The organism is Streptomyces antnestii (genome assembly GCF_004005495.1).
Taxonomy (GTDB): domain Bacteria; phylum Actinomycetota; class Actinomycetes; order Streptomycetales; family Streptomycetaceae; genus Streptomyces; species Streptomyces antnestii.
Map to the genome: position 1 here is coordinate 61,315 of NZ_RZYA01000003.1, position 23,398 is coordinate 84,712.

The following is a 23,398-nucleotide window of genomic DNA, read 5'->3' on the forward strand; positions in this document are numbered from 1 at the left end:
CCCCCAACGTCTTGTATTGTTTGCGGCGGAGGATTCGCCTAGTGGCCTAGGGCGCACGCTTGGAAAGCGTGTTGGGGGCAACCCCTCACGAGTTCGAATCTCGTATCCTCCGCCATTGCTCTCACCGGGCAATAAACGAAGGCCCCGACCGCTCAGCGGCCGGGGCCTTCGTCGTACCGGGACCTTCGTCGTACCGGGGGCGGGGTCATCCGTTGCGACGTGGTGCCAGGTGTTCGACCACTTCCGTCAGGTCCCTGACCGCCTGTTCGATCTTCTGCTTGACGCTCTGCTGCTCCGTGACGATGGCCGCGAGCAGGAGTGCGGTCAGCGCCGCGGAGCCGTTGAGGGCCTGGAGGGTGACCATGACCTCGAAGAGCGAGTGGTCCGAGAAGGGGCCGATGCGGTGGTTGGCCGCCGAGATCGCGAGGACGGACACCAGCAGCGCGCACGGCGCCGCCCCCGCGAGCTGGAACCGCAGCGCCGCCCAGGTGAGGAGCGGGAAGACGAGGAAGAGCAGCGCGAGCGGGCTCCTCGTGGCCACGGGGACGACGACGCACGCGGTGACCGCCAGGGCCGCGGCCTCCGGCCACCGGCTCATGTCCCAGGGCGGCCGGGCCCGGCGCAGTACGAGCAGCAGCGGGGTCCCCACGAGTACGCCCATCGTGTCGCCGGCCCACCACGCGGCCCACACCGGCCCGAAGGCGCTCCACGCCAGGTTGCCGGTGAACGCCAGTACGCACACGCCGACGGTGGAGCTGAGCAGCATCGGCAGCAGACCGCCCAGGAACACCAGGGCCACCCCGTCGCGCAGCCGGTCCAGCTCGACGCGGAAGCCCACCCGGCGGAGCAGCAGCCAGGCGCACAGAGGCGCGAGGGTGTTCGCGGCGACGATCACCGTGTCGACGGGCTTCAGGGAGAAGCCGGTGATCGTCTCGACGAGGAAGAAGGCGCCGATCGCGATGCCCGGCCAGATCCGCGGGCCCCACCAGAGCAGGCAGCTGACGGCGATGCCCGTCGGGAGCCAGAGGGGGGTGACGGTCGCGCCCTGGAGGACGACCTCCTGCATGAGGCCGATCCGTCCGGTCACGTAGTAGGCGGCGGCGACCACGAGAATCCGCAGCAGGTCTTCGGCAAGACGTCGGGATTCCTCGGTGCGCACCACCGCATCACATAATCAGTCCCCGTCCCGCGGCGGAGCGTGACACGCGCTGCCGGGGGCCCGCTGTCACCCTGCCAGGACCGATGGCGCGTCATGACGCAGCACGAGCACCGCCGCGTCGTCCTGGTGGCCGGTGCAGTCGGCGACCTTCATCACCTCGGCGGCCAGTTCCGCCGCGTCGGCGCCCGCCCCCGCCGCGACCACCCGGGCCACGCACTCCAGGCCGGCCTCTATCGGGAACGACGGCCCTTCGACGACACCGTCGGTGACCAGCACGAAGGCGCCCGGCGTCGTGAGGCGGTGCCGGGTGACCGGGTACCCCGTGGCGGGCAGCATGCCCAGGGGCAGCCCGCCCGCGTCCTCACAGATGCCGAACCGGCCGTCGACCGTGGCCCAGATCGCGGGGACATGGCCCGCCCGGGCGCTCTCCAGGACCCGTGTCTCCGGGTCGAACCGGAGGAAACTGCAGGTCGCGAAGAGGTCGCGGTGCATCGAGAGGAGCAGGTCGTTGGCCTGGCCGAGTGCCTCGCCCGGGTCGGTGGCGAAGGCGGCCACCGCGCGCAGGGCGATACGGATCTGCCCCATGAAGGCGGCGGCCTCGACGTCGTGGCCCTGGACGTCCCCGATGGAGAAGCCGAGGGTGCCGTCGGCGGAGGGGAAGCCGTCGTACCAGTCGCCGCCGATGTCCAGGCCGTTTCGGGCCGGGGCGTAACAGGCGGCCGTCGACAGGCCGGGCAGGGCGGGCAGGGAGGCGGGGAGCATCTCGCGCTGCAGGGCCTCCGCCAGCTCCACCCGGGCGTGCTGCAGCTCCGCCCCGGCCCGCGCCTGTGCCGCGAGCCGCCCGAGCCTGGTCAGCAGGTCGTCGGCGCTCTCGGACTCGCTCGGACGACGCTGCGTCATGGACCGCTCCGCGCTACGGAAAACCCCGGATTCATCATATTTCCGCCTCGCCCCCACCGCTGCTCAGTTCCTGGACCTCGCCGTACGCCGGCGCCGCGCGGCCCGTGTCCCGGCCCGCCCGTACGTCGAGCGCCGCCGTGACCGCCGCGCCGAGTGCCACGCGGAAGAGGAGTGAGCCGAGGCTGATCCGGCGTACGCCGAGTGCGGTGAGTTCGGGGACGGTGGGGCCCTTGGGGGAGTAGAGGATGTTCAGGGGGAGACCGGAGGGGCGCAGGTGCGTCACCAGGGCGGTGATCGCGGCCGGGTCGCTCAGGCCCGGCACGAAGACGCCGTCGGCGCCCGCCCGGGCGTACGCGTCGAGCCGGCGCCGCGTCTCCGGCTCCGGGGCGGTGTCCGGGTCCGGGAGCCAGTACGTGTCCGTGCGGGCGTTGACGAACAGGCCGGGTACGGCGGCCTTGACCGCGGCGATCTTCGCGGCGTGGAGGGGGGCCGGGGTGAGGGTGCCGTCGGGGCGGCCGTCCTCCAGGTTGATGCCGACCGCGCCCGCCCGGACCAGCTCGCGGGCGAGCCCGGCGACCTCGGCCGGGTCGTCGCTGAAGCCGCCCTCGGCGTCCACGGACAGCAGGAACGCTCCCCTGCCCAGGCGGCGGGCCAGGCGCAAGGTCTCCTCGCGGGTGGCGGCGGCGCCGTCGGGCAGCCCGGCGGCGGCGGCCACGCCGAGGCTCGTCGTGCCGATCGCCGCGAACCCCTGTCCGGCCAGCGCGGCGGCGGAGGCGTGGTCCCAGGCGTTGGGGAGGAGCAGGGGCGCGCCGGGGGCGTGGTGCAGGGCCGCGAACGGGCTCGCCGGGGAGGGGCGGTTCATCGGGGGTTCCCTTCGAGGGGGGCCGGCCGTGGGCCCCGTCGGCCCCGTCGTCCCGTCATACGGCGCACGCTAGGCGCGGAACGGTTCGGTGTCCGCCGACATGTCCGGGAGGGCGCGGGCGCGCGCGTCGGTCGTTGGCGCCGGCATGTCCCTGTCCGGGACGTCGCGGGCGCATGCCCATCGTTGGCGCCCGCATGTCCGGAGGGCCCGGCGGCACGTCAGTCGTTGACCGCCGTCAGGAGCACCGCCGCGTCCGTGACGGCGCGGAGCCCGTGCCGCTCCTGAGGGATCGCGTGGAGCCGGCCCGCCTTGAGCGTCACGTCACCCGACACCGCCGTGAGGACGACCTCGCCCCGCAGCACCTGGAGGGTCGCGGCGGGCGGGGCGTTGTGCTCCTCCAGAGCGGATCCGGCCGTCAGGGCGATCACGCTCTGCCGCAGGGGTTCCTCACGGAGCAGGAGGTGAGCGCTGCGGCCGTGGGCGGCGCTCCGCGCGGCGGCGAGATGCTTGTCGGCGAGAGCGTTCAGGTCGTAGGTCACAGAGGTCGTGGTCATGACTCCAGCGTCCCCCTGCGACCCGGCCCCCGCCACAAAGGGCGTCCACCCTGCGACCCGGCCCCGCCACAAAGGGCGCCCGCCGCCCGCACTCCGGCCGCAGCAGGCGGCCGCCCCGCCCTACCCCTCGGCCCGGCAGTGCTCCGCCACCAGGTCGGCGAAGCCCTTCGCCACCGGCGTCAGCGTGGACCAGCGCCGCACCGCCCAGCCCACCGCGAGCGGCGGCAGCGACGGTACGGGGACGAGGGCGGGGCCGACGCGGTCCCGGTCGCGCCAGCCGGGCAGTTCGGGGACGACCGCGTGGCCTAGGCCCAGCTCGGCGAGGTGCACGGCGGTGGCCCAGTCGGCGACTCCCGCGTCGGGCCCGTCCGTCCTGACGATGCCGAGTGCGGCGAAGTTGCGGTCGAGCAGCGCGCGGGACGTAGACCCTTCGGGCGGCCTGATGAGGTGGGCGGCGGCCAGGTCGTCGGGCTCGATGCGCTCACGGGCGGCGAGCGGGTCGTCGGCGCGGACCGCGAGGACCCAGGGGAGCTCGGCCACGGGGCGCTGTTCGATGCCGCGTTCGGGCGCGCCCATGGTGACCCAGGCGAGGTCGAGGTCGTGGGCGGCGAGCGCCTCGTAGGCGCTGTGGCTGGAGGAGACCGTCTGGAACTCCAGGCTCACCTGCGGGTGCCGGCGCCGGAAGCCGACGATGGCCTCGGACATGAAGTGGCGCACGGTCGTCGCGCCCGTCGTGACGCGCACCGTGCCGCTCTCGCCGCGCGCCAGGTCACGCAGGCGGCGCAGGGCGACGTCGATGCCGCCGATGCCTTCCGCGGCCGCGCTCTGGAGGATGCGTCCGGCGGCGGTCGGCAGGACACCGCGCGCGTGCCGTTCGAGGAGGGTGACGCCCACCTCGCGTTCGAGGCGCCGGATGTGCTGGCTCACCGCCGACTGCGTACAGGCGAGATCGCGGGCGACGGCGCTGAGGCTGCCCGCCGCGCACACGGCTACGTAGACACGGAGATCGTCGAGGGTCACCGCGCCAACGTAACCAGACCGCAAGCCCGCTCCCCAAGCCAGACCTTGCAACTCTCCAATAATTTCCGAGGATTGACTTGGATGTCGGGCTCCGAAACGATCTCGGGCGTGGATGCACTCGAAGCAGTGGCGATCGGCGCGGCCGGTGTCGCCGCCGGCGCGATCAACGCCGTGGTCGGCTCCGGCACACTCATCACCTTTCCCACGCTCCTCGCGTTCGGCTATCCGCCGGTGCTCGCCAACGTGTCGAACAACATCGGGCTCGTGCCGGGCGTGCTCAGCGCCGCGTACGGCTACCGGCGCGAGCTGAAGGGGCAGCGGAAGCGGCTGCTCCGGTTCGGCACGGCCTCGCTGATCGGCGGGCTCACGGGCGCGCTGCTCCTGCTGAAGCTGCCGGCCCGCGCGTTCACGGCGGTGGTGCCCGTCCTCATCCTGGCCGCGTGCGTCCTCGTCGTGCTCCAGCCCCGGCTCAGCGCCTGGTCGAAGCGGCGCCAGGCCACCGCGAGGCGCTCCGACGGCGGGGTCCCCATGTGGCTCGGCGTGCTCGGGACCGGCGTGTACGGCGGCTACTTCGGGGCCGCGCAGGGCGTGCTGCTCATGGGCATGTTCGGCAGCTTCCTCCAGGACGAGCTCCAGCGGCTCAACGCGGCGAAGAACGTCCTGGCCTCGATCGTGAACGGCGTCGCCGCGATCGTCTTCATCGCCGTCGCCGACGTCGACTGGGTGGCCGCCGCCGTGATCGCCGTCGGCTCCACGCTGGGCGGCCTGGTGGGCGCGAGGTACGGCCGCAGACTGCCCCCGGCGGCGCTGCGGGCGGTGATCGTCGTGGTCGGCGTCACCGCCTCGGTGATCCTTCTCGTACGCGGCTGATCACGTGAGCAGTACGCGAGCCCGGGGACGGGCGGCCCGGAACTGCGGCCCGGCCCCCGCCGCGCGATCATCGACGTATGGACGTCACCCTTCACCTCGCCCAGGAGCCGGAGGCCGACGCGCTGCTCGGCCGCAGCCCGCTGGCCGCCCTCGTGGGCATGCTGCTCGACCAGCAGGTGCCGATGGAGTGGGCGTTCGCGGGCCCGTACACGATCGCCACGCGCATGGGCGCCGACGATCTGGACGCACACGAGATCGCCTCGTACGACCCCGAGGCCTTCGCGGCGCTGCTGTCCACGAAACCGGCCGTGCACCGCTACCCCGGCTCGATGGCCAAGCGGATCCAGCAGCTGTGCCAGTACCTCGTCGAGCACTACGACGGGGACGCGAGCGCCGTCTGGGAAGGCGTCACGGACGGCCGGGAACTCCTCAAGCGCCTGGGCGACCTGCCCGGCTACGGCACGCAAAAGGCCCAGATCTTCCTGGCCCTGCTCGGCAAGCAGCTCGGGGTACGCCCCAAGGGCTGGCGCGAGGCCGCGGGCGCGTACGGGGAGGCGAAGTCCTACCGGTCGGTCGCGGACATCACCGGGCCCGCGTCGCTCACGAAGGTGCGGGCGCACAAACAGGAGATGAAGGCGGCGGCCAAGGCGGCGAAGGCGGCCAAGGCCACGGGGAAGTAAGGGGAGGTAACCCGGTGCCCCGGCCGTGGCCCCGGTCGTAGCCCCGGCGTAGTCCATGAGGGCGGATCTCGGCGCCGTTGATCGTCCTCGGGGCGTCGCCGGGGGACATTGACGTCCATGAGCGCACACGCCTCCCCCACCGGCACGGGCCGCCGCACCACGCGCCCGCCCGCCTGGGTCAGGGCGCTGCTCGTCCTCGTCACCCTGCTCTGCACGGCCCTCGCGGCCGGCGCCCCCGCCACCGCGGCCACGGTCGCGCCGGCCGCCGCGTCCTCCGCCACCGGACCCGGCGAACTCCATCAGGACGCCCCCGACACGGCCCTGCGCCTCCCGACCGGCCATGCGACCCGCCTCCCCACCGGACGCGCCGGACGCGCCGGACGCGCCGCCACCACGCTCCCCGAGCGCTCCCCCGCACCACCTGTGCGCCCCCATGCGCCCCGCGCCGCCCTCCGCGCCCTGAACGTCCTGCGCTGCGTCGTCCTGCGCTGCTGACAGCTCCGTCCGCCACCGCCCCCACGGACCGAGCCGGCACGACAAGGACGGCACCCCCATGCCCACAGACCCCTACGCGATCCTGCGCGCCCTGCTGCGCGCCGAAGCGACCCGGGACGCACATCCCGCACCCGAGACCCCGAAGCCCCCCACCGACGACAGGCCACACGACGCGGCCCCGGACCCGCACGACCGCAACCGCAACCGCACCTGACAACGACGACGGTCCCGGCCCCGCGCGCACTACGGGACCGGGACCAGGACCAGGGCTGGGGACCACACAAGCCGGGGCTACCGCCGCCGCGTCCCGAAGAGCGACCGCGAGATCTCCCGCCCGAGCTGCGTACCGACCGACCGGGCAAGGGACTTGAAGACCCCGCTGCCCACCACCTGGTCCACGACGGACGTCTCCTCCTTGGGCTTCGCCCGGTCCGCCCTGTGGGCCGTCTGTTCCTTCTTCTCGGCCGCTTCGGCCGCCTCGGCGTCCTCGCGCGCCCGCGTCTCGGCCTCACGGGCCGTCAACTTCTCGTACGCGGACTCGCGGTCCACCGCGTCGGCGTACCGCGCGTACAGGGCCGACTCCTTCACCGCCTTGTCCAGCGCGCCCGCTTCGACGGGCCCCATCAGCGACTCGGGCGCCCGCAGCCGGGTCGCGGCGACCGGCGTCGGCGCGCCGTTCTCACTCAGCACGGTGACCACGGCCTCGCCCGTACCGAGCGAGGTCAGCAGCTCTTCGAGGTCGTACGCGGAGTTCGGGAACGTCTTCACCGTCGACTTGAGCGCCTTCTGGTCGTCGGGCGTGAAGGCGCGCAGCGCGTGCTGGACGCGGTTGCCGAGCTGGGCGAGGACGTCGGACGGTACGTCCTTCGGCGTCTGCGTCACGAAGAACACGCCCACGCCCTTGGACCGGATGAGCCGCACCGTCTGCGTGATCGCCTCCAGGAAGGCCTTGGAGGCGCCGTTGAAGAGCAGATGCGCCTCGTCGAAGAAGAAGACCAGCTTCGGCTTCTCCACGTCACCGACCTCGGGCAGATCCTGGAACAGGTCCGCGAGCAGCCACATCAGGAACGTCGAGAAGAGGTGCGGCTTGTCCTGCACGGCGGGCAGTTCGAGTACGGAGACCAGGCCGCGGCCGTCCGGCGCCGTGCGCAGCAGCTCGCTGCTGTCGAACTCGGGCTCGCCGAAGAAGTCGCTCATGCCCTGCTGTTCGAACGCGGTCAGGGAGCGCAGGATCACCCCCGCCGTCGCCGTGGACAGGCCGCCGATGGTCTTCAGCTCCTGCTTGCCCTCGTCGGAGGTGAGGAACGCGACGACCGCGCGCAGGTCCTTGAGGTCGACGAGTTCGAGGCCCTTCTGGTCCGCGTAATGGAAGATCAGGCCGAGGGACTGCTCCTGTGTCTGGTTGAGCTGGAGGCACTTGGCGAGCAGGACCGGGCCGAAGCCGGTGATGGTGGCGCGCAGCGGGATGCCGGGGCCGATGCCGCCGAGCGCGTAGAACTCGCAGGGGAAGCCGGTCGCCCGCCACTCCTGGCCGACCTCGGACGCCCGCTGCGTCACGCGTGCGTTCGGCTGCCCCGGGGCGGAGACCCCCGAGATGTCGCCCTTGATGTCGGCGAGGAAGACGGGGACGCCCTGCGCGGCCAGCTGCTCGGCGACGAGCTGGAGCGTCTTGGTCTTGCCGGTGCCGGTGGCGCCCGCGACGAGGCCGTGCCGGTTGAGCATCCCGAGCGGGATCCGGATCTGCGCGTCCGGCAGGCACTGCCCGTCCCACACGAGCGCGCCGAGGTCGAGGGCGGGCCCGGTGAAGGCGTACCCGGCGGCGATCTCGGCGGCGGGGGCGGGGAGGGCGGCGCTTGCCGGTGGCGGGGAAGCGCTTTCGGGCGTCAACGCGGCGCCCGCTTCTACCCCCGACGAGGGCTCCGCATTCGCCTTCCCGGCCGGGATCGGCTCACTGTCGCTCATTTCTGGCCCCTGTCCCGGCTGGAGTGTTCCCGGTTTGCCCCTGTTTAGGGCGGCATTTCCCAGCGTTGCACTCCGTCTCCATGGCTGCGCCCGGAGAGCCGGGCCCGGTAGGCTTTCCGTGTGATCTTCAAGCGCATCGGAAACGGCCGGCCGTACCCCGACCACGGCCGGGAAAGCACCCGGCAGTGGGCGGACGTCGCGCCGCGCCCGGTCCGCCTCGATCAGCTCGTGACGACCAAGGGCCAGCTCGACCTCGAAACGCTGCTCGCCGAGGACTCGACGTTCTACGGCGACCTCTTCGCGCACGTCGTGAAGTGGCAGGGCGACCTCTACCTGGAGGACGGCCTCCACCGCGCCGTGCGCGCCGCGCTCCAGCAGCGCCAGGTGCTGCACGCCCGCGTCCTCGAGCTGGGCTGAGCCACGGGGCCCCGCGCCCGCGTTGACCCTTTCGGGTAGTCCCCGGCGCGGACCGATGATCATTTAGTAGGAATCATCGCCGGTGCGCACTACGCTGCGCCCATGAGCATGCTCACTCCCCCCGGCATGGGCGGCAAGTACCGCATCACGGGAGACAAGTATCCGCGTATGCGCCGGAGCCGCGGGCGCAGCAGGATCGTGCTCGCCGTCGTCGCCTCCGTCGTGGCGGTCGGCCTGATCGGCTGGGGCACCCTCCAGCTGATCGATGTCTTCACCGGCGGCGACAAGGCCTCGGCCGCGGGCGCCACCGGCGACTGCCGGACGAGACCGTCCGCGTCGCCCAGCCCCTCCGCGAGCCCGAAGGTCCTGCCGAAGCCCGGCCAGGTCACGGTCAACGTCTTCAACGCCACGCCGCGCAGCGGCCTCGCCAAGCAGACCGCCGACGAGCTGAAGAAACGTGGCTTCACGATCGGCGACGTGGGGAACGCGGCCAAGGAGTACGACAAGAAGGTCAAGGGACCCGGTCTGCTGCTCGGCGCGAAGACCGCCACCGACGCCGCGCTGCCGGTCCTCGGCACGCAGCTCCCGGGGGCCGAGCTGAAGACCGACGGCCGCGCCAGGCCGGCCACCGTCGACCTGATCATCGGCACCTCGTTCAAGCAGCTCACGACGAAGGCGGACGCCGACAAGGCCCTGGCCGCGCTGGCCAAGCCCTCACCGACGCCCGCCGCGTCGAAGAAGCACTGCTGAACCCTGCTGAGCAGTACTGAGCACCGCTCGGCAGGCGTACGGGGTGGCTACTCGGCCGCCCCGTACATCCGGTCGCCCGCGTCGCCGAGGCCCGGGACGATGTACCCGTTCTCGTTGAGCCGCTCGTCGACCGAGGCCGTCACGACCGTGACCGGCGTGCCGGCGAGGTCGCGCTCCATGATCTCCACGCCCTCGGGGGCGGCGAGCAGCACCACGGCCGTCACGTCGTCCGCGCCGCGCTTGATCAGCTCCTGGATCGCCGCGACGAGCGTGCCGCCGGTCGCCAGCATCGGGTCGAGGACGTACACCTGACGCCCGGACAGGTCGTCCGGCATGCGCGTCGCGTACGTGGACGCCTGGAGCGTCTCCTCGTCGCGCACCATGCCGAGGAAGCCGACCTCGGCCGTCGGGAGCAGCCGCACCATGCCGTCGAGCATGCCGAGGCCCGCCCGCAGGATCGGCACGACCAGGGGCCGCGGGTGGGAGAGCTTCACACCGGTCGTCTTCGAGACCGGGGTCTCGATGTCGACCTGCTCGGTGCGCACGTCCCTGGTGGCCTCGTACGCGAGCAGGGTGACCAGCTCGTCGGCGAGGCGCCGGAAGGTCGGGGAGTCGGTGCGCTTGTCGCGCAGCGTGGTGAGTTTGTGCGCCACCAGCGGGTGGTCGACGACGTGGATCCGCATGTCCTCAACAGTAACCGGGCCCGAGGCACCCCCGCGCTGGCATCAAACCCGCCATCGGAGGGAAAGTGAAACCTCGGACTGGGGTGGTGTGCCTATGCCGGATCAGGGACAGCACGACCGGGGACAGGACCCGGATCAGGCGGAGAGCGAGGCCGAGCGCCGACGGCGCCGCGCCCAGTTCCTGCGGGACCTGGCGGAGGCGCGCGAGCTGCGCGACCGGGTCCGGCCACGCCGCGCCAGGGCGGCCCGGATGCGGCAGCAGATGCGCATGCGGACGTTCCGCTGGTGACGACGCGCGAACACACGCGAACACAGCGGGCCGAAGACCTCTCCTGAAGCGATGGTTTCTGCCACGATGCCGATTGGGCGGGGCTCGGAATCGGACACCCCGCCTCCCCCAGTCCGCCGGGGGGAAGTCCAACCGGCACACCTGAGACCAGTGGGAGAGTCACGGTGTACTTCGCCGCACTGCTCGCGCGCACCGAAGACGGGTGGGAAGCGAGCGATACAGAGCTCGACGACGTGGAGGCCATGTCGGATCTCACCGACCTGGCCAGAGAGGCCTCGGCCGGCGCCGAGGACGACACGGTGCTCGTCTTCATCGAACAGGAGGACGCCTGGTTCGGCGTCGTCCGTGTGGACGGCGAGGAGGACCCTCGTATCTATGTCTCCGACGCGGCCGCGGCCGCCCGGAGTTCGTACGGCGAGATCCTGCTCACCGACGAACTGCTCGGCAAGGATCCCGACCAGGACGAGCTGGACGCCCTGGATCTCGACGGGACCGAGGACGGCGAGCCCGACCTGTCCGACGAGGACGGCGACGGGGACGACGACACGGCGGGATCCTCCGCCGAGGCCGTGCCCGTGGGCCCGATCGGGGACACCAGGATCCTCGCCGACCTCGGAGTCTCAGAGAAGGAGCTCCTCGCACTCGACACCAACGACGCCCTCGGCCAGATCGCCGAGGTCCTGGGAGCGGCGGAGGTCCTCGAAACGGTCCGATAGGTCCCGTAGGCCCCGCCCGCGCGCCGGCCCGTCACGGTCGGCCCGTACGCGGTCGGCTAGATTCCGCCCGTGAGCACCGAAGACCAGGCACCGGACCCCGTACGCGACCCCTGGCGGCAGGCCATGCGCCTCGCCGTCGGGGAGGCGCGGCTCGCCGCCGAGGGCGGTGACGTGCCCGTGGGGGCTGTCGTGCTCGGCCCGGACGGCACGACCGTGCTCGCCTCCGGGCACAACGAGCGGGAGGCGACCGGCGACCCGACCGCGCACGCGGAGGTGCTCGCGATCCGGCGGGCCGCCAAGGTGCTCGGGGAGTGGCGGCTCACGGGATGCACGCTCGTCGTCACCCTGGAGCCGTGCACGATGTGCGCGGGCGCCCTCGTGCAGTCCCGGGTCGACCGGGTCGTCTACGGGGCGCGCGACGAGAAGGCCGGTGCGGCCGGTTCCCTGTGGGACGTGATCCGCGACCGGCGGCTCAACCACCGGCCTGAAGTGATCGAGGGCGTACTGGCGGACGAGTGCGCGCGGCAGCTCACGTCCTTCTTCCGGGACCGCTGAGCACACTTTCCCGGATACCGATTTCAGACCACGGCCCACCTTGGGCTAGAGTTCCTCTCGGTAGCGTGTCCGAGCGGCCGAAGGAGCTCGCCTCGAAAGCGAGTGTGGCGCAAGTCACCGAGGGTTCAAATCCCTCCGCTACCGCTGACAACGCCCCTCTTCCCCGGGTCACCGGGGGAGAGGGGCGTTCTGCATGTCCGGCCGCGCGTGGGGCAGTTGGCGCCGCGCGCCCCGAAAACGCGATAACCAGCCGAACGGATGGGCGGGTTACACTCACGCCCGGCAGGCACAGGGATCACACGGGACACGGGCACGGGGAGGCCAGGGCGTGGTGCAGACGAAAAAGATAGGTCTCTTCGTCGTCGTGGTCTTCGTGCTCTACGTGATCATCACGGACCCGTCCAAGGCCGCCGACTACGTCCAGATAGGCTTCGAGGGCGTCTCGGCCGCCGCCAAGGCCGTCGGTGACTTCATGACCTGGATCGTCAACGGCGGCGGAAGCTGAACGTCCCTGTAAGCGTCTGCAAGGAGTGCCCGTGATCCGCCACCTGGTCCTCTTCAAGCTCAACGAGGGCGTCCAGCGCGACGAGCCCCGCGTCGTGGAGGGCGTCAAGGCCTTCCGCGCACTCGGCGAGCAGATCCCGGAGCTGACGTTCTGGGAGTGCGACTGGAACATCACCGACCGCCCCATCGCGTACGACTTCGCCATCAACTCGGCGGTCGAGGACACCGACGCGCTCAAGCGGTACCTGGAGCACCCGGCCCATCAGGCGGGCGTCGCGCTGTGGCGCGAGTTCGCCACGTGGGTGATCGCGGACTACGCGTTCTGAGCCTGTCGCACGGCACAGCGGCCCTTCACCGGAACGGTGAGGGGCCTTTCTGTGCTCTATGCACCAACTCGCACGTCAACACGTAGTTATGCGGTGCTTGCACACAGTGCACATGTCTTGTGATGCTATGACCGCTTTTGAGGGATGTTTGAGATTGATAAGTTGACGGACGAGCTGACGGAGACAGAGGTGGCGTTGACCGTGCCGGCCAGTACAGCGCCCCAAGCACCGCCCGCGAAGACCCGGGGCGCCGACACCCGCGCGCTCACCCAAGTGCTCTTCGCCCAGCTCAAGGATCTGCTGCCGGGAACCCCCGAGCACACCAGGGTCCGCAGCGCCCTCATCGAGGCCAACATCCCGCTCGTGCGGTACGCGGCTGCCCGCTTCCGCAGCCGCAACGAGCCGATGGAGGACGTCGTCCAGGTCGGCACGATCGGGCTCATCAACGCGATCGACCGCTTCGACCCCGAGCGGGGCGTGCAGTTCCCGACCTTCGCGATGCCGACCGTCGTCGGCGAGATCAAGCGCTACTTCCGCGACAACGTGCGCACGGTCCACGTGCCGCGCCGGCTGCACGAGTTGTGGGTACAGGTGACCGGCGCGACCGAGGACCTCACCACCGCCTTCGGGCGCACCCCCACGACCGCCGAGATCGCCGAGCGCCTGCGCATCGGCGAGGACGAGGTCCTGGCGTGCATCGAGGCCGGGCGCTCGTACCACGCGACGTCCCTCGAGGCGGCCCAGGAGGGCGACGGGATGCCGGGCCTGCTCGACCGGCTCGGCTACGAGGACCCGGAGCTCGACGGCGTCGAACACCGCGATCTCGTACGGCATCTGCTCGTTCAGCTGCCCGAGCGTGAGCAGCGGATTCTGCTGCTGCGTTATTACAGCAATCTGACGCAGTCACAGATCAGCGCGGAATTGGGCGTTTCCCAGATGCATGTGTCAAGACTGCTGGCCAGAAGCTTCGCGCGGCTGCGATCCGCAAACAGGATCGAAGCGTAACCGGAACGGGTGGAGTGCTCTTCCCGGCACTTCCCCGCCGAATTACGTCGCTTCTCCGCCACACCCCCCTTTTCCTGCACCGATTCACCCCATCCATGTCGACATGTCACTACAGCGCGTTGCCGACATGTGACATTCTGCGGGAACCGCGTTTGCCGCGGCCCCGCCGCCGGTATTCAGGTGGAGGCTGCGTTCCTTCCAGACGGGAGCGCCCGCCGCGACCGTCCGCGACCTCAAGGGGGTGGCATGTCCGCAGACCAGGGCAGCTCGAAGGTGCTCACGCTCAGCAAGAGCGCGTCCGCGCCCGACGCGCTCCACAGCTCGCCCGTGTCCAGGGCTTCCGAAGCCCTCGACACCCGCACCCTGTCCCGCTCCCTCTTCCTGCGGCTCGCCGCACTCGACGAGCACAGCCCCGAGCGCGCGTACGTACGGGACACCCTCATCGAGCTGAACCTCCCGCTCGTCCGGTACGCGGCGGCCCGCTTCCGCAGCCGGAACGAACCGATGGAGGACATCGTCCAGGTCGGCACCATCGGCCTGATCAAGGCGATCGACCGCTTCGACTGCGAACGCGGCGTGGAATTCCCGACGTTCGCGATGCCGACCGTCGTCGGCGAGATCAAGCGCTTCTTCCGTGACACGTCCTGGTCGGTGCGCGTGCCGCGCCGGCTCCAGGAGCTGCGGCTCGCGCTGACCAAGGCGAGCGACGAGCTGGCGCAGAAGCTGGACCGGTCGCCGACCGTGCCCGAGCTGGCCGCGGTGCTCGGCGTCTCCGAGGACGACGTGGTCGACGGACTCGCGGTGGGTAACGCCTACACCGCCTCCTCCCTCGACTCCCCGGCCCCCGAGGACGACGGCGGCGAGGGCTCCCTCGCGGACCGCCTCGGCTACGAGGACACGGCCCTGGAGGGCGTGGAGTACCGCGAGTCGCTCAAGCCGCTGCTCGCCAAGCTCCCGCCGCGCGAGCGCCGCATCATCATGCTGCGCTTCTTCGCGAACATGACGCAGTCGCAGATCGGCGAGGAGGTCGGCATCTCCCAGATGCACGTCTCGCGCCTGCTCACGCGGACCCTGTCGCAGCTCAGGGAAGGCCTGATCGCGGACTGACGGTCACACGCGGCGCCTGTGCCGTTGACGGGGTTCCTAATTGACGGACCGTCAGACACACTGGCGCGATGCGACGAGCATCGATACGCGGCCGCCGAGGCGCCCTGGCCGGTGCCACGGCGGCCGTGGTGTGCCTGGGCGGTCTCCTTGCGGCGTGCGGGAGTTCGGGCGGTGGGGACGGTGACGGCTATGTGGCGGTCGGCGCGGCCGGGGCCACACCCGACCGGGCGGCGGGCCGCACGGTGGCGCCGACCGGTGACGTGGAGCTGGTGCCGCTGGACGGCGCGGCGGGGTCGTCGGGACCGGACGCCAAGTCGCCGGGTGACGGCGGGAGTTCGGGCGACAACTCGGGTGGTGACAGTTCGGGTGCTGACAGCTCAGGGGGATCGAGCGACGCGGGCGCCGGATCAGGGTCGGGCTCGGGGTCTGACTCAGGGTCCGGCGCGGGGTCCGGCGCGGGCACAGAGGCCGGTACGGGCGATGCCTCCGGCGCACCCGAGGTGACGGGGCCGGGCAGCGGCGGCGGGGACGGCGGATCGACCGGGGGATCAGCCGGTGGATCGGGCGGCGGCTCCGCCGGGGACTCCTCGGGCGGGGCCGGGCCGAGCCCGTCCGCCCCGCACACCGGTACGCCCAGCGGTCCCGCCGTACTGAAGGTCGGGGACCCGGTGCGCAAGGCCACGGACCAGCGCTGGTGCGAGGACGTGACCCTGACGCTGCGCAACTCCGGTGGTTCCGCGGTGCGTTCGGGCAAGGTGACGTTCGGGACGCACATCATCGGCGCCCTCGGCATCGACTGGTCCACCGTCGAGTCCACCCGGGACCTCCCCGTACCGATCGACGCGGGGAAGACGAAGAAGAAGACCTGGACCGTGTGTGTCGATGCCTGGCGGGTGCCGATCGGCATGCACGTGGAGACGCGCGACGTCTCCGTCGAATGGAAGTAAAGGGAATCGAAAGGCTGCGGGGAGCGACCGGCTACTTGAGGGCCAGCCAGGCCACGCCCGCGACGATGACGACGGCGAGCACGATGCCGAGGATCAGGCCGGCGCCGGGTCCCGACTTCGCCGGGGCGGTTTGCTGCCGGGAGGACTGCGCGGCCGGCTCGTCGACGAAGGCGCGGAACATCTGGGTGCTCCCCGCGGGGTCGTAGTTGCCTTCGGGGGCCGGGCCCTGGGGGTTGTGTGCCATGGGGAAGGACCCTAGCGAATACGTGCTGAGGACGCCACACCCATGGTGAGCTGCGACTTTACACGTGCAACCCTTTACCTTTACCGGAATTTTAGCCTCCTGCGTCCCTTTTCGTTTGCCTGCGGCAACCAACTGTCTCTATGGTTGCCCTAAGCAACGAACGTAGGAGGTGCCGTGGCGGAGCAGAGTCAGTACGAAGAGCTCGCACGACAGTTCAGTGCCTTCGGTGCCGTCAAGCGAGACCTCCAGCGGTCCCTGCCCCACGACTGTCCGGCCGGTTCGGCCGCGGTTCTCATGCTCCTCGGCCGGTACGGCGAGATGCGGATGAGCCGCCTCGCGGAACTGCTCGCCGTCGACATGTCCGTGACCAGCAGGCACGTGGCGCACGTCGCCGACCGCGGCTGGATCGACCGGTCCCCCGACCCCGCGGACAAGCGCTCCCGCATCCTGAGCCTCACGGACAAGGGCCTGGCCCAGATCGAGCTGCTCTCGGAGCGCTCGACCGAACTGCTCGCCTACCGGCTGAGCGACTGGACCGACGACGAGGTCGGACAGCTGATCTCGATGATGAGCCGGCTCCGCGACAGCTTCGGCGACTGCCGGTACACACCGCGTCTCGCGCAGGCACTCCCGGACGCGACCGAAGAGACCACCCGTACACCCGCTTAAGCAAAGGAATCCCATGGCAACAACCACACCGGCTGGTGTGCGGGGCAGCCATGCCAAGCACGGAGGCGCAGCCCCCGACGGCAGCGCTCCGATGACGCACCGGCAGATCATGGAGGCGCTGTCCGGGCTGCTGCTCGGCATGTTCGCCGCCATCATCTCGTCGACGATCGTCTCGAACGCGCTCCCGAAGATCATCGGTGACCTGGGCGGCGGCCAGTCCGCCTACACCTGGGTCGTCACCGCCTCCCTGCTCGCCATGACCGCCACCACGCCCCTGTGGGGCAAGATGGCCGACCTGGTCAGCAAGAAGGCCCTGGTCCAGATAGCCCTGGTCGTCTACATCGTGGGCTCCGTCATCGCCGGTCTCGCGCAGAACCCGGCGATGCTGATCTCCGCCCGTGCCATCCAGGGCATCGGCGCCGGCGGTCTGTCCGCCCTGGCGCAGATCATCATGGCCGCGATGATCTCCCCGCGTGAGCGCGGCCGTTACTCCGGCTACCTGGGTGCGACGTTCGCCGTCGCCACCGTCGGTGGCCCGCTCATCGGTGGCGTGATCACCGACACCAGCTGGCTCGGCTGGCGCTACTGCCTCTACGTCGGTGTGCCGTTCGCGCTCATCGCCCTGGTCGTGCTGCAGAAGACCCTGCACCTGCCGGTGACCAAGCGGAAGGTCAAGGTCGACTGGGCCGGCGCCTTCTTCATCACCGCCGCGGTCTGCCTGCTCCTCGTCTGGGTCACGTTCGCCGACGACAAGTACGACTGGCTGTCGTGGCAGACGTACTCCATGGTCGGCGGCTCGATCGTGCTGGCGCTGATCTTCCTGTTCGTCGAGTCCAGGGCGAGCGAGCCGATCATCCCGCTGCGGCTGTTCCGCAACCGCACCATCACGCTGGCCTCGATCGCGTCCCTGTTCGTCGGTGTCGCGATGTTCTCCGGCACCGTGTTCTTCTCGCAGTACTTCCAGCTGGCGCGCGACAAGACGCCGACGATGTCCGGTGTCATGACGATCCCGATGATCGCGGGTCTGTTCGTCTCGTCCACGGTCTCCGGCCAGGTCATCACCAAGACCGGCAAGTGGAAGGCGTGGCTGGTCGCCGGCGGCGCGTTCCTGACCGCGGGCCTCGGTCTGCTCGGCACCATCCGGTACGACACGGCCTACTGGCACATCGCGATCTTCATGGCGCTGATGGGTCTCGGCGTCGGCATGATGATGCAGAACCTCGTGCTCTCCACGCAGAACCAGGTCGCCCCCAAGGATCTCGGTTCCGCGAGCTCCGTCGTGACCTTCTTCCGGTCCCTCGGTGGCGCGATCGGCGTCTCGGCGCTCGGCTCCGTGATGACCACCCGTATCACCCACTACGCCAAGGACGGCCTCGGGTCGCTCGCGCCGCAGGACCAGCTGGCGGCCGGCAAGGCGATGGGCGGCGGCTCGATCCCGAACATGGATCTGCTGCCCGCGCCCATCCGCAACTGGCTGGAGAGCGCGTACGGGCACGGCATCGCCGACATCTTCCTGTACGTCGCCCCGGTCGCGTTCCTGGCGTTCCTCGTCACGATCTTCATCAAGGAGGTTCCGCTGCGTACGTCCGGCGCACTCGAGCAGGCCGCCCAGGGTGACGGCGAAGGCGCCGCCCCCGCCACGGCCGCCGTCTCCGCCTCCTCGGCGAACGGCGAGAAGGTGCCGAGCCTGGTGGGTGCCCCGGCGCTCGCCGAGCCCGCCGCCGACAACCAGACGCAGCGTCTCGCCGCGGTGGCCTCGGTCGCCGGGGACGCCCCGGCAGCCGTCACCGGCGGTGGCACCCCGGTCCGCGGCTTCGTCCGCGGCGCCGAGAGCGCCCCGGTCCCGCGGGCCGCGATCACGCTGATCTCCCTCGGCGGACGTCAGCTCGGCCGCGCGGTCGCCCAGGGCGACGGCGGCTACGGCCTCGACGCCCCCGGCGCGGGTTCCTACGTCCTGATCGCCTCGGCCGACGGCTACCAGCCGCAGGCCTCCACGGTGGTCGTCGGCGAGGAGCCGGTCACGTACGACATCCTGCTCAGCGGCACCAGCGGGCTGAGCGGCGCCGTGCGGTCCGTGGACAGCAAGGAGCCGGTCACCGGCGCCATGGTCATCGTGACCGACGTCCGCGGTGACGTCCTGGCCACCGGAATCTCGGGCGAGCAGGGCGAGTTCACCTTCGCCGAGCTCGTCCCCGGTCCGGTCACCGTCGCGGTCAACGCGGCCGGTCACCGTCCGATCGCCCTGCCCGTCGAGGTAGGCGGCACCGGGGTCACCCGGGTCGAGATCGAGCTGCACTCCGGTGCCCAGCTCACCGGCGTGGTCCGCGCGGCGGGCGGCGCCCTGAACGACGCGCGGGTCACGCTCGTCGACGCGGCGGGCAACGTGGTCGCCACGGCGACGACCGGCGACGACGGCGCGTACGCCTTCACCGACCTGGACAGCGGCGACTACACGGTCATCGCGACCGGTTACCCGCCGGTGGCCACCGGTCTGACGGTCAACGGCGGCGGCGTCGAGGGCCACGACATCGAGCTCGCCCACCCCGGCGAGTGACGACCCCGGGCGGGGGCGCGCTTCGAGCGGAGACGCGCCCCCGCCCGGTTGTGGGAAAGGGACCCCGGAACCGGTGGCGGCACTACGGCAGGGGACGGCCGGCCGCCACCGGGCCGGGGTTCGCTGCGTACATGGGGGACGTACGTGGGGGACATGACTCGCATGTACTTGAGCAAGGAGTGAAACGGGATGGGACTGAGCGCGCGGATCCGGACGAAGGACGGATGGGCTCTGCCGCACGCCGTCGTGACGGTGACCGACATGACGGGTGCGCAGGTGCTGCGGGCCGAGGCCGACGACGAGGGTGCCGTGCACGACGCGGTGGCCCTCACCCCGGGCCCGTACGTGGTGATCGTGACGGCGGTCGGTTACGCGCCGACGGCCTCCACGGCGATGGTGACGGCGAGCGGCCGTGCCGACGTCGGCACGGTGGTGCTTGCCCGGCAGGGCGGGGCCGAACTGCCGCCGCCCGGCCCGTGGACGATCGATCCGATGCACTCCTCGGTGGCGGCGGTCGCGCAGCACCTGGGCATTTCGAGCGTGCACGGCCGGTTCACCGAGTTCGGCGGGCGCATCGAGATCGCCCAGGACGTGGAGAAGTCGCGGGTCGAGGCCGTCATCAAGGCGTCCTCCATCGACACGGGCAACGGCATGCGGGACGGGCACCTGAAGACGCCCGACTTCCTGGACGTCGAGAAGTATCCGGAGATCACCTACCGCTCGACCGGCGTGGAGCCGGCCGGTTCGGACCGCTGGACGGTGCACGGCGAGCTGACGCTGCACGGTGTCGTACGGCAGGTGGACCTGGACCTCAGCTACCTCGGCACGGGCGCGGACCCGTGGGGCGGCACCCGGGCGGCGTTCCGGGCGACGACCGAGCTGAAGCGCGAGGACTTCGCGATGAACTACAACCAGGTCGTGCAGGCGGGCATCTCCGCGATCGGCACGACGCTGAAGGTGGAGCTCGACATCCAGGCCGTGCAGGGCGACGCGCTGCCCCAGGTCTGAACCCGCTCGGAGCGGGGTCCAGGTCGTAGTGTGCTGGGCATGGCACCCAGCATCGCTTCCAACACCCGTGTCTCTCTGGACGAGTTGCTCGACTTCGTCCGCCCGCGCCACCGCGCGCTCCTCCTGACCGCCCGCGCCGACGGGACCCCGCAGGCCTCCCCCCTGACCTGCGGGGTCGACGACGCCGGGCGGATCGTCGTCTCCACCTATCCCGAGCGCGCCAAGACCCGTAACGCCAAGCGGAATCCGCGGGTGAGCGTGGTCGTCCTGAGCGACGACTGGAACGGCCCGTGGGTCCAGGTCGACGGCACCGCGGAGGTCATCGACTCACCCGACTCGGTCGAACCGCTGGTCGAGTACTTCCGCAACATCTCGGGCGAGCACCCGGACTGGGACGAGTACCGCGCGGCGATGGTCAAGCAGGGCAAGTCCATCATCCGGATCACACCCGAGCGGTGGGGTCCGGTGGCCACCGGAGGATTCCCGGCATCTCTCGCCCCGAGCGAGTAAATTCCGGCGGACGGAGTCCGACGCAGCGCCCCGAAGCCTGCGAAGCAGTGCGAGGGACGCAAAAAGAAGCGGCCCGCGCGGCGATGGTCAAGCAGGGCAAGTCCATCATCCGGATCACACCCGAGCGGTGGGGTCCGGTGGCCACCGGAGGATTCCCGGCGCGGCTCGCCTGACGTTCCTAACGTGACGTGGTCCGCTGGGCGGCGACCATCGTGTCGATGCCGGCCACCAGCAGGTCGAGCGCGACCTGGAAGTCGCCCTCGCGGATCTCCTCCACCTTGTGCTCCTCGGTCCCCGCCATCAGCGCCCGCGCGTTCTCGTAGTCGTCGGCCATCTCCGGCGCCAGTTCGCTGAACGCGCCCATCGCGTGGTGGTAGTACTCGTCCTGGGTCATCCCGGCGTCGGCGCACCGCTGGACGAAGTGGCCCTCGATGGTGCCGTACCCGTACACGAACTGGAAGACGGCGGCGATCGCGCCCCGCTGGCCCGGGACGGTGAGACCGGTGTCCGCGAGGATGCGCTGCACATGGCGCGAGAACGCCAGCGAGTGCGGGCCGATGTTGAGGAAGTGGCCCGTGAGCGTGGAGGTCCAGGGGTGGCGCACCAGGTTCGCGCGGTACATCCCGGCGAGCTGCCGCAGCTGAGTGCGCCAGTCGCCTTCCGACGCCCCGGGCTCGGGCAGGTCCAGCTCGCCGAAGACGTGGTCGAGGGCCAGCTCCAGGAGGTCGTCCTTGGTGTCCACGTACCAGTAGAGGGACATCGCGGTCACGCCGAGCTCGGCCGCGAGCCGGCGCATCGAGAACTTGGCGAGGCCCTCCGCGTCGAGGAGTTTCACCGTGGCCACGGTGATCCGCTCCCGGTCGAGCGTGCTGGGCTGGTCGCTCCTCCGGGTGCGCGGCGCCTTGCCCTCCAGCCAGACGCTCGTCCGCCCAGGACGCTCCCCACGCTCCGCGCCGTCGCCCGCCTTCACCATGGCGCACCTTCCCAAAGTCCTCGTACCGGCCCGGTTCCGGCAGCGGACCGGAACTGCCCGGTCCGCCACCACCGATGCTATGCGCAGCTATGCGGACGCCTTCACCCGTGAGTCTGCCCTCTCCGCCCGCCTGAGCAACGCCGCGGCAAGCAGCCCGCCCACCAACACGGCGACCGCGCCCACGAGCTGGCTGGTCTCCAGACCGGAGGCGAACGCGTCCGCGATCCGCCGCCGCTCCGCCCCCGACCCGGCCGCGGCGAGCGCCGCCGGGAGCGAGGCCGCGGAGACGGACACGAGGGCGGCGAAGCGGGAGTTCAGGACGGCGCCGAGGACGGCCACCCCCAGGCCGTTGCCGAACTCGGCGAGCGTGCCGTTCACCCCGGCGCCCACGCCCGCCTTCTCCGGCGGGATCGCGCCCATGATGGCGTTCGCCATGGCCGGCATGGCGAACGCGATGCCCGCGCCCATCACGACGAGCCCGAACAGCATGCCCCCGTAGCCGTCCCCGCCGAGCAGCGCGATCGCGGCGAGGCCCGCCGCCAGGCACGTCATGCCGGAGGCGATGGTCACGGGGGTGCCCAGCTTCGGCAGGAGGCGCGCGCCGACGCCGGTCAGGTTCAGCACGACGACCGTCAGGGCGAGCGGCGCCGTGCGCAGTCCGGCCTCCAGCGGCCCGTAGCCGAGGACGAACTGGAGGTGCTGGGTGAGCAGGAACAGCGAGCCGCCCATCCCGAAGGCGACCAGGATCGCGCCCGCGACGGCCCCCGTGAACCGCTGGTTGCGGAAGAAGTGCATGTCCAGCATCGGATACGGGATGCGCAGCTCCCAGACGACGAACGCGGCGAGCACGGCGGCTCCCACGAGCGCGGAGACGCCGACGTGCGCGGACGTCCAGCCGTGCTGCGGCCCGGAGATGATCGCGTAGACGACGCCCGTCATGCCGATGGTGGAGAGCAGCGCGCCGAGCAGGTCGGGGCGGTCGCCGAGGGGGTTCTTGGACTCGGGCACGAGGGCGATGACCGCGATCAGGCCGATCACCGCGACCGGGATGTTGACCAGGAAGATCGCGCCCCACCAGAAGTGGTCCAGCATGGCGCCGCCGATGAGCGGGCCCGCGGCGAAGCCGAGGGAGTTCACGGTGGCCCACAGGCCGATCGCCCTGACCCGCTCGGTGTCGTCGAAGATCTGCACGACGACGGCGAGCGTGGTCGTCATCAGGAGCGCGCCGCCGACGCCCATGCCGGCCCGCGCGGCGATCAACTGCCCGGTGGATCCGGCCATTCCGGCGACGAGCGACCCGGCGCCGAACAGGACGAGTCCCGCCGCGAGCATCTTCTTGCGCCCGTAGCGGTCGGCGGCGCTGCCCGCGGTGAGCAGGAGACCCGACTGGACCAACGAGTACGCGTTGATCATCCACTGGATGTCGGAGGTCGAGGCGTCCAGCTCCCGGGTGAGGGAGGGGATCGCCACGTTCAGGACGGTGTTGTCGAGCAGCACGGTGAGCTGGGCCAGGCAGATGACGCCGAGGATCAGCCAGCGCTGGGGGTGGCCGCCGCCGGTGGCGGCCGGAGAACTCTCGGCGGTCGTCGCCGTCATACAGGACTCCTTATACGGTGTACGTCGATTGGGATGTACACCG

The 23,398-nt window shown here is 71.2% G+C and carries 28 protein-coding genes, 2 tRNA genes and 1 pseudogene; 21 read left to right on the forward strand and 10 right to left on the reverse strand.

Going from position 1 to position 23,398, the window contains the following annotated elements:
* Nucleotides 1–27 precede the first annotated feature (27 nt).
* Nucleotides 28–115: transfer RNA gene (locus tag EOT10_RS08115), tRNA-Ser, on the forward strand.
* A 90-nt stretch (nucleotides 116–205) separates the two neighbouring features.
* On the opposite strand, the gene EOT10_RS08120 is transcribed toward EOT10_RS08115, so the two are convergent.
* The 5 genes from EOT10_RS08120 to EOT10_RS08140 all read right to left on the reverse strand — a co-directional run bounded on the left by EOT10_RS08120 (nucleotide 206) and on the right by EOT10_RS08140 (nucleotide 4,495).
* Complete coding sequence (locus EOT10_RS08120) at nucleotides 206–1,159, reverse strand: MASE1 domain-containing protein (protein ID WP_431313265.1); 954 nt, start codon at nucleotides 1,157–1,159, stop codon at nucleotides 206–208.
* Between the two features lie 66 nt (nucleotides 1,160–1,225).
* Nucleotides 1,226–2,059 (reverse strand): PP2C family protein-serine/threonine phosphatase, encoded by an 834-nt coding sequence (locus EOT10_RS08125; protein WP_127827404.1) that lies wholly within the window; start codon nucleotides 2,057–2,059, stop codon nucleotides 1,226–1,228.
* Between the two features lie 34 nt (nucleotides 2,060–2,093).
* On the reverse strand, nucleotides 2,094–2,921 hold the full coding sequence (locus EOT10_RS08130) for an isocitrate lyase/PEP mutase family protein (RefSeq protein ID WP_127827405.1): 828 nt from the start codon (nucleotides 2,919–2,921) through the stop codon (nucleotides 2,094–2,096).
* A gap of 218 nt (nucleotides 2,922–3,139) precedes the next feature.
* Entirely contained in the window at nucleotides 3,140–3,475 is a 336-nt protein-coding gene (locus EOT10_RS08135) for a cupin domain-containing protein (protein ID WP_127827406.1), read from the reverse strand.
* A gap of 120 nt (nucleotides 3,476–3,595) precedes the next feature.
* Complete coding sequence (locus tag EOT10_RS08140; RefSeq protein ID WP_127827407.1) at nucleotides 3,596–4,495, reverse strand: LysR family transcriptional regulator; 900 nt, start codon at nucleotides 4,493–4,495, stop codon at nucleotides 3,596–3,598.
* A gap of 108 nt (nucleotides 4,496–4,603) precedes the next feature.
* Between EOT10_RS08140 and EOT10_RS08145 the strand changes: the two genes are divergently transcribed.
* The 4 genes from EOT10_RS08145 to EOT10_RS41210 all read left to right on the forward strand — a co-directional run bounded on the left by EOT10_RS08145 (nucleotide 4,604) and on the right by EOT10_RS41210 (nucleotide 6,754).
* Complete coding sequence (locus EOT10_RS08145) at nucleotides 4,604–5,365, forward strand: sulfite exporter TauE/SafE family protein (RefSeq protein ID WP_127827814.1); 762 nt, start codon at nucleotides 4,604–4,606, stop codon at nucleotides 5,363–5,365.
* Nucleotides 5,366–5,442: 77 nt separating this feature from the next.
* A complete protein-coding gene (locus EOT10_RS08150; RefSeq protein WP_127827408.1) occupies nucleotides 5,443–6,045 on the forward strand; it encodes an HhH-GPD-type base excision DNA repair protein in 603 nt (200 codons plus the stop codon).
* Between the two features lie 117 nt (nucleotides 6,046–6,162).
* Nucleotides 6,163–6,540 (forward strand): hypothetical protein, encoded by a 378-nt coding sequence (locus EOT10_RS08155; protein ID WP_127827409.1) that lies wholly within the window; start codon nucleotides 6,163–6,165, stop codon nucleotides 6,538–6,540.
* Nucleotides 6,541–6,598: 58 nt separating this feature from the next.
* Complete coding sequence (locus EOT10_RS41210) at nucleotides 6,599–6,754, forward strand: hypothetical protein (protein WP_189491413.1); 156 nt, start codon at nucleotides 6,599–6,601, stop codon at nucleotides 6,752–6,754.
* Between the two features lie 77 nt (nucleotides 6,755–6,831).
* Here EOT10_RS41210 and EOT10_RS08160 read toward each other — a convergent pair whose 3' ends face one another.
* Nucleotides 6,832–8,502 carry a helicase HerA-like domain-containing protein gene (locus EOT10_RS08160; RefSeq protein ID WP_127827410.1) on the reverse strand — a complete coding sequence of 557 codons (1,671 nt, stop codon included), beginning with the start codon at nucleotides 8,500–8,502 and terminating at the stop codon, nucleotides 6,832–6,834.
* 120 nt (nucleotides 8,503–8,622) lie between these two features.
* On the opposite strand from EOT10_RS08160, the gene EOT10_RS08165 reads away from it, so the two are divergent.
* Together EOT10_RS08165 and EOT10_RS08170 are read left to right on the forward strand one after the other, a co-directional pair.
* Nucleotides 8,623–8,919 (forward strand): type II toxin-antitoxin system VapB family antitoxin, encoded by a 297-nt coding sequence (locus tag EOT10_RS08165; protein WP_003955420.1) that lies wholly within the window; start codon nucleotides 8,623–8,625, stop codon nucleotides 8,917–8,919.
* Nucleotides 8,920–9,021: 102 nt separating this feature from the next.
* Complete coding sequence (locus tag EOT10_RS08170) at nucleotides 9,022–9,669, forward strand: LytR C-terminal domain-containing protein (RefSeq protein WP_127827411.1); 648 nt, start codon at nucleotides 9,022–9,024, stop codon at nucleotides 9,667–9,669.
* Nucleotides 9,670–9,716: 47 nt separating this feature from the next.
* Here EOT10_RS08170 and upp read toward each other — a convergent pair whose 3' ends face one another.
* Complete coding sequence (gene upp / locus EOT10_RS08175) at nucleotides 9,717–10,352, reverse strand: uracil phosphoribosyltransferase (protein WP_127827412.1); 636 nt, start codon at nucleotides 10,350–10,352, stop codon at nucleotides 9,717–9,719.
* A 94-nt stretch (nucleotides 10,353–10,446) separates the two neighbouring features.
* Here upp and EOT10_RS08180 point away from each other — a divergent pair, with 94 nt between their 5' ends.
* The 9 genes from EOT10_RS08180 to EOT10_RS08220 all read left to right on the forward strand — a co-directional run bounded on the left by EOT10_RS08180 (nucleotide 10,447) and on the right by EOT10_RS08220 (nucleotide 15,801).
* The gene (locus EOT10_RS08180; protein ID WP_127827413.1) at nucleotides 10,447–10,641 is read left to right on the forward strand and encodes a hypothetical protein; all 195 of its coding nucleotides are present in this window, start codon (nucleotides 10,447–10,449) and stop codon (nucleotides 10,639–10,641) included.
* Between the two features lie 164 nt (nucleotides 10,642–10,805).
* On the forward strand, nucleotides 10,806–11,357 hold the full coding sequence (locus EOT10_RS08185) for a tRNA adenosine deaminase-associated protein (protein WP_127827414.1): 552 nt from the start codon (nucleotides 10,806–10,808) through the stop codon (nucleotides 11,355–11,357).
* A 123-nt stretch (nucleotides 11,358–11,480) separates the two neighbouring features.
* Nucleotides 11,481–11,912, forward strand: a complete 432-nt coding sequence (gene tadA, locus EOT10_RS08190; RefSeq protein WP_127827815.1) for a tRNA adenosine(34) deaminase TadA — start codon at nucleotides 11,481–11,483, stop codon at nucleotides 11,910–11,912.
* A 59-nt stretch (nucleotides 11,913–11,971) separates the two neighbouring features.
* Nucleotides 11,972–12,056 (forward strand) — tRNA-Ser (locus EOT10_RS08195).
* A 184-nt stretch (nucleotides 12,057–12,240) separates the two neighbouring features.
* Nucleotides 12,241–12,417 (forward strand): hypothetical protein, encoded by a 177-nt coding sequence (locus EOT10_RS08200; RefSeq protein WP_127827415.1) that lies wholly within the window; start codon nucleotides 12,241–12,243, stop codon nucleotides 12,415–12,417.
* 31 nt (nucleotides 12,418–12,448) lie between these two features.
* Nucleotides 12,449–12,742, forward strand: coding sequence for a Dabb family protein (locus EOT10_RS08205; protein ID WP_127827416.1), 294 nt, complete (start codon nucleotides 12,449–12,451; stop codon nucleotides 12,740–12,742).
* A gap of 162 nt (nucleotides 12,743–12,904) precedes the next feature.
* On the forward strand, nucleotides 12,905–13,747 hold the full coding sequence (locus EOT10_RS08210) for an RNA polymerase sigma factor SigF (protein WP_127827417.1): 843 nt from the start codon (nucleotides 12,905–12,907) through the stop codon (nucleotides 13,745–13,747).
* A 246-nt stretch (nucleotides 13,748–13,993) separates the two neighbouring features.
* On the forward strand, nucleotides 13,994–14,854 hold the full coding sequence (locus EOT10_RS08215) for an RNA polymerase sigma factor SigF (protein WP_127827418.1): 861 nt from the start codon (nucleotides 13,994–13,996) through the stop codon (nucleotides 14,852–14,854).
* A 68-nt stretch (nucleotides 14,855–14,922) separates the two neighbouring features.
* On the forward strand, nucleotides 14,923–15,801 hold the full coding sequence (locus tag EOT10_RS08220) for a hypothetical protein (protein WP_127827419.1): 879 nt from the start codon (nucleotides 14,923–14,925) through the stop codon (nucleotides 15,799–15,801).
* A gap of 31 nt (nucleotides 15,802–15,832) precedes the next feature.
* Here the strand turns inward: EOT10_RS08220 and EOT10_RS08225 are convergent, their stop codons facing one another.
* Nucleotides 15,833–16,045, reverse strand: coding sequence for a hypothetical protein (locus EOT10_RS08225; protein WP_127827420.1), 213 nt, complete (start codon nucleotides 16,043–16,045; stop codon nucleotides 15,833–15,835).
* 174 nt (nucleotides 16,046–16,219) lie between these two features.
* Between EOT10_RS08225 and EOT10_RS08230 the strand changes: the two genes are divergently transcribed.
* From EOT10_RS08230 to EOT10_RS08250, 5 genes and pseudogenes are all read left to right on the forward strand, one after another.
* Entirely contained in the window at nucleotides 16,220–16,714 is a 495-nt protein-coding gene (locus EOT10_RS08230; RefSeq protein ID WP_127827421.1) for a MarR family winged helix-turn-helix transcriptional regulator, read from the forward strand.
* A gap of 91 nt (nucleotides 16,715–16,805) precedes the next feature.
* Nucleotides 16,806–19,268, forward strand: a complete 2,463-nt coding sequence (locus EOT10_RS08235; protein ID WP_488803548.1) for an MFS transporter — start codon at nucleotides 16,806–16,808, stop codon at nucleotides 19,266–19,268.
* Between the two features lie 189 nt (nucleotides 19,269–19,457).
* On the forward strand, nucleotides 19,458–20,276 hold the full coding sequence (locus EOT10_RS08240; protein ID WP_127827423.1) for a YceI family protein: 819 nt from the start codon (nucleotides 19,458–19,460) through the stop codon (nucleotides 20,274–20,276).
* Nucleotides 20,277–20,315: 39 nt separating this feature from the next.
* Complete coding sequence (locus EOT10_RS08245; protein ID WP_127827424.1) at nucleotides 20,316–20,786, forward strand: PPOX class F420-dependent oxidoreductase; 471 nt, start codon at nucleotides 20,316–20,318, stop codon at nucleotides 20,784–20,786.
* Between the two features lie 74 nt (nucleotides 20,787–20,860).
* Nucleotides 20,861–20,959 (forward strand): annotated as a pseudogene (locus EOT10_RS08250) (PPOX class F420-dependent oxidoreductase); the annotation flags it as partial.
* Nucleotides 20,960–20,964: 5 nt separating this feature from the next.
* On the opposite strand, the gene EOT10_RS08255 reads toward EOT10_RS08250, so the two are convergent.
* Nucleotides 20,965–21,759, reverse strand: a complete 795-nt coding sequence (locus EOT10_RS08255; protein ID WP_127827425.1) for a TetR/AcrR family transcriptional regulator — start codon at nucleotides 21,757–21,759, stop codon at nucleotides 20,965–20,967.
* A gap of 87 nt (nucleotides 21,760–21,846) precedes the next feature.
* Nucleotides 21,847–23,355, reverse strand: a complete 1,509-nt coding sequence (locus EOT10_RS08260; RefSeq protein ID WP_127827426.1) for an MFS transporter — start codon at nucleotides 23,353–23,355, stop codon at nucleotides 21,847–21,849.
* Nucleotides 23,356–23,398: the final 43 nt, after the last annotated feature.

What these genes read in the sequence shown, in the direction of transcription:
- EOT10_RS08150 (WP_127827408.1), top strand. Translation starts at nt 5,443, where the DNA reads ATGGACGTCACCCTTCACCTCGCCCAGGAGCCGGAGGCCGACGCGCTG.
- EOT10_RS08260 (WP_127827426.1), bottom strand. Translation starts at nt 23,355, where the DNA reads ATGACGGCGACGACCGCCGAGAGTTCTCCGGCCGCCACCGGCGGCGGC.
- EOT10_RS41210 (WP_189491413.1), top strand. Translation starts at nt 6,599, where the DNA reads ATGCCCACAGACCCCTACGCGATCCTGCGCGCCCTGCTGCGCGCCGAA.
- EOT10_RS08180 (WP_127827413.1), top strand. Translation starts at nt 10,447, where the DNA reads ATGCCGGATCAGGGACAGCACGACCGGGGACAGGACCCGGATCAGGCG.
- EOT10_RS08245 (WP_127827424.1), top strand. Translation starts at nt 20,316, where the DNA reads ATGGCACCCAGCATCGCTTCCAACACCCGTGTCTCTCTGGACGAGTTG.
- EOT10_RS08225 (WP_127827420.1), bottom strand. Translation starts at nt 16,045, where the DNA reads ATGGCACACAACCCCCAGGGCCCGGCCCCCGAAGGCAACTACGACCCC.
- EOT10_RS08135 (WP_127827406.1), bottom strand. Translation starts at nt 3,475, where the DNA reads ATGACCACGACCTCTGTGACCTACGACCTGAACGCTCTCGCCGACAAG.
- EOT10_RS08155 (WP_127827409.1), top strand. Translation starts at nt 6,163, where the DNA reads ATGAGCGCACACGCCTCCCCCACCGGCACGGGCCGCCGCACCACGCGC.
- EOT10_RS08215 (WP_127827418.1), top strand. Translation starts at nt 13,994, where the DNA reads ATGTCCGCAGACCAGGGCAGCTCGAAGGTGCTCACGCTCAGCAAGAGC.
- tadA (WP_127827815.1), top strand. Translation starts at nt 11,481, where the DNA reads ATGCGCCTCGCCGTCGGGGAGGCGCGGCTCGCCGCCGAGGGCGGTGAC.
- EOT10_RS08170 (WP_127827411.1), top strand. Translation starts at nt 9,022, where the DNA reads ATGAGCATGCTCACTCCCCCCGGCATGGGCGGCAAGTACCGCATCACG.
- EOT10_RS08255 (WP_127827425.1), bottom strand. Translation starts at nt 21,759, where the DNA reads ATGGTGAAGGCGGGCGACGGCGCGGAGCGTGGGGAGCGTCCTGGGCGG.
- EOT10_RS08130 (WP_127827405.1), bottom strand. Translation starts at nt 2,921, where the DNA reads ATGAACCGCCCCTCCCCGGCGAGCCCGTTCGCGGCCCTGCACCACGCC.
- EOT10_RS08125 (WP_127827404.1), bottom strand. Translation starts at nt 2,059, where the DNA reads ATGACGCAGCGTCGTCCGAGCGAGTCCGAGAGCGCCGACGACCTGCTG.
- EOT10_RS08235 (WP_488803548.1), top strand. Translation starts at nt 16,806, where the DNA reads ATGACGCACCGGCAGATCATGGAGGCGCTGTCCGGGCTGCTGCTCGGC.
- upp (WP_127827412.1), bottom strand. Translation starts at nt 10,352, where the DNA reads ATGCGGATCCACGTCGTCGACCACCCGCTGGTGGCGCACAAACTCACC.
- EOT10_RS08220 (WP_127827419.1), top strand. Translation starts at nt 14,923, where the DNA reads ATGCGACGAGCATCGATACGCGGCCGCCGAGGCGCCCTGGCCGGTGCC.
- EOT10_RS08160 (WP_127827410.1), bottom strand. Translation starts at nt 8,502, where the DNA reads ATGAGCGACAGTGAGCCGATCCCGGCCGGGAAGGCGAATGCGGAGCCC.
- EOT10_RS08240 (WP_127827423.1), top strand. Translation starts at nt 19,458, where the DNA reads ATGGGACTGAGCGCGCGGATCCGGACGAAGGACGGATGGGCTCTGCCG.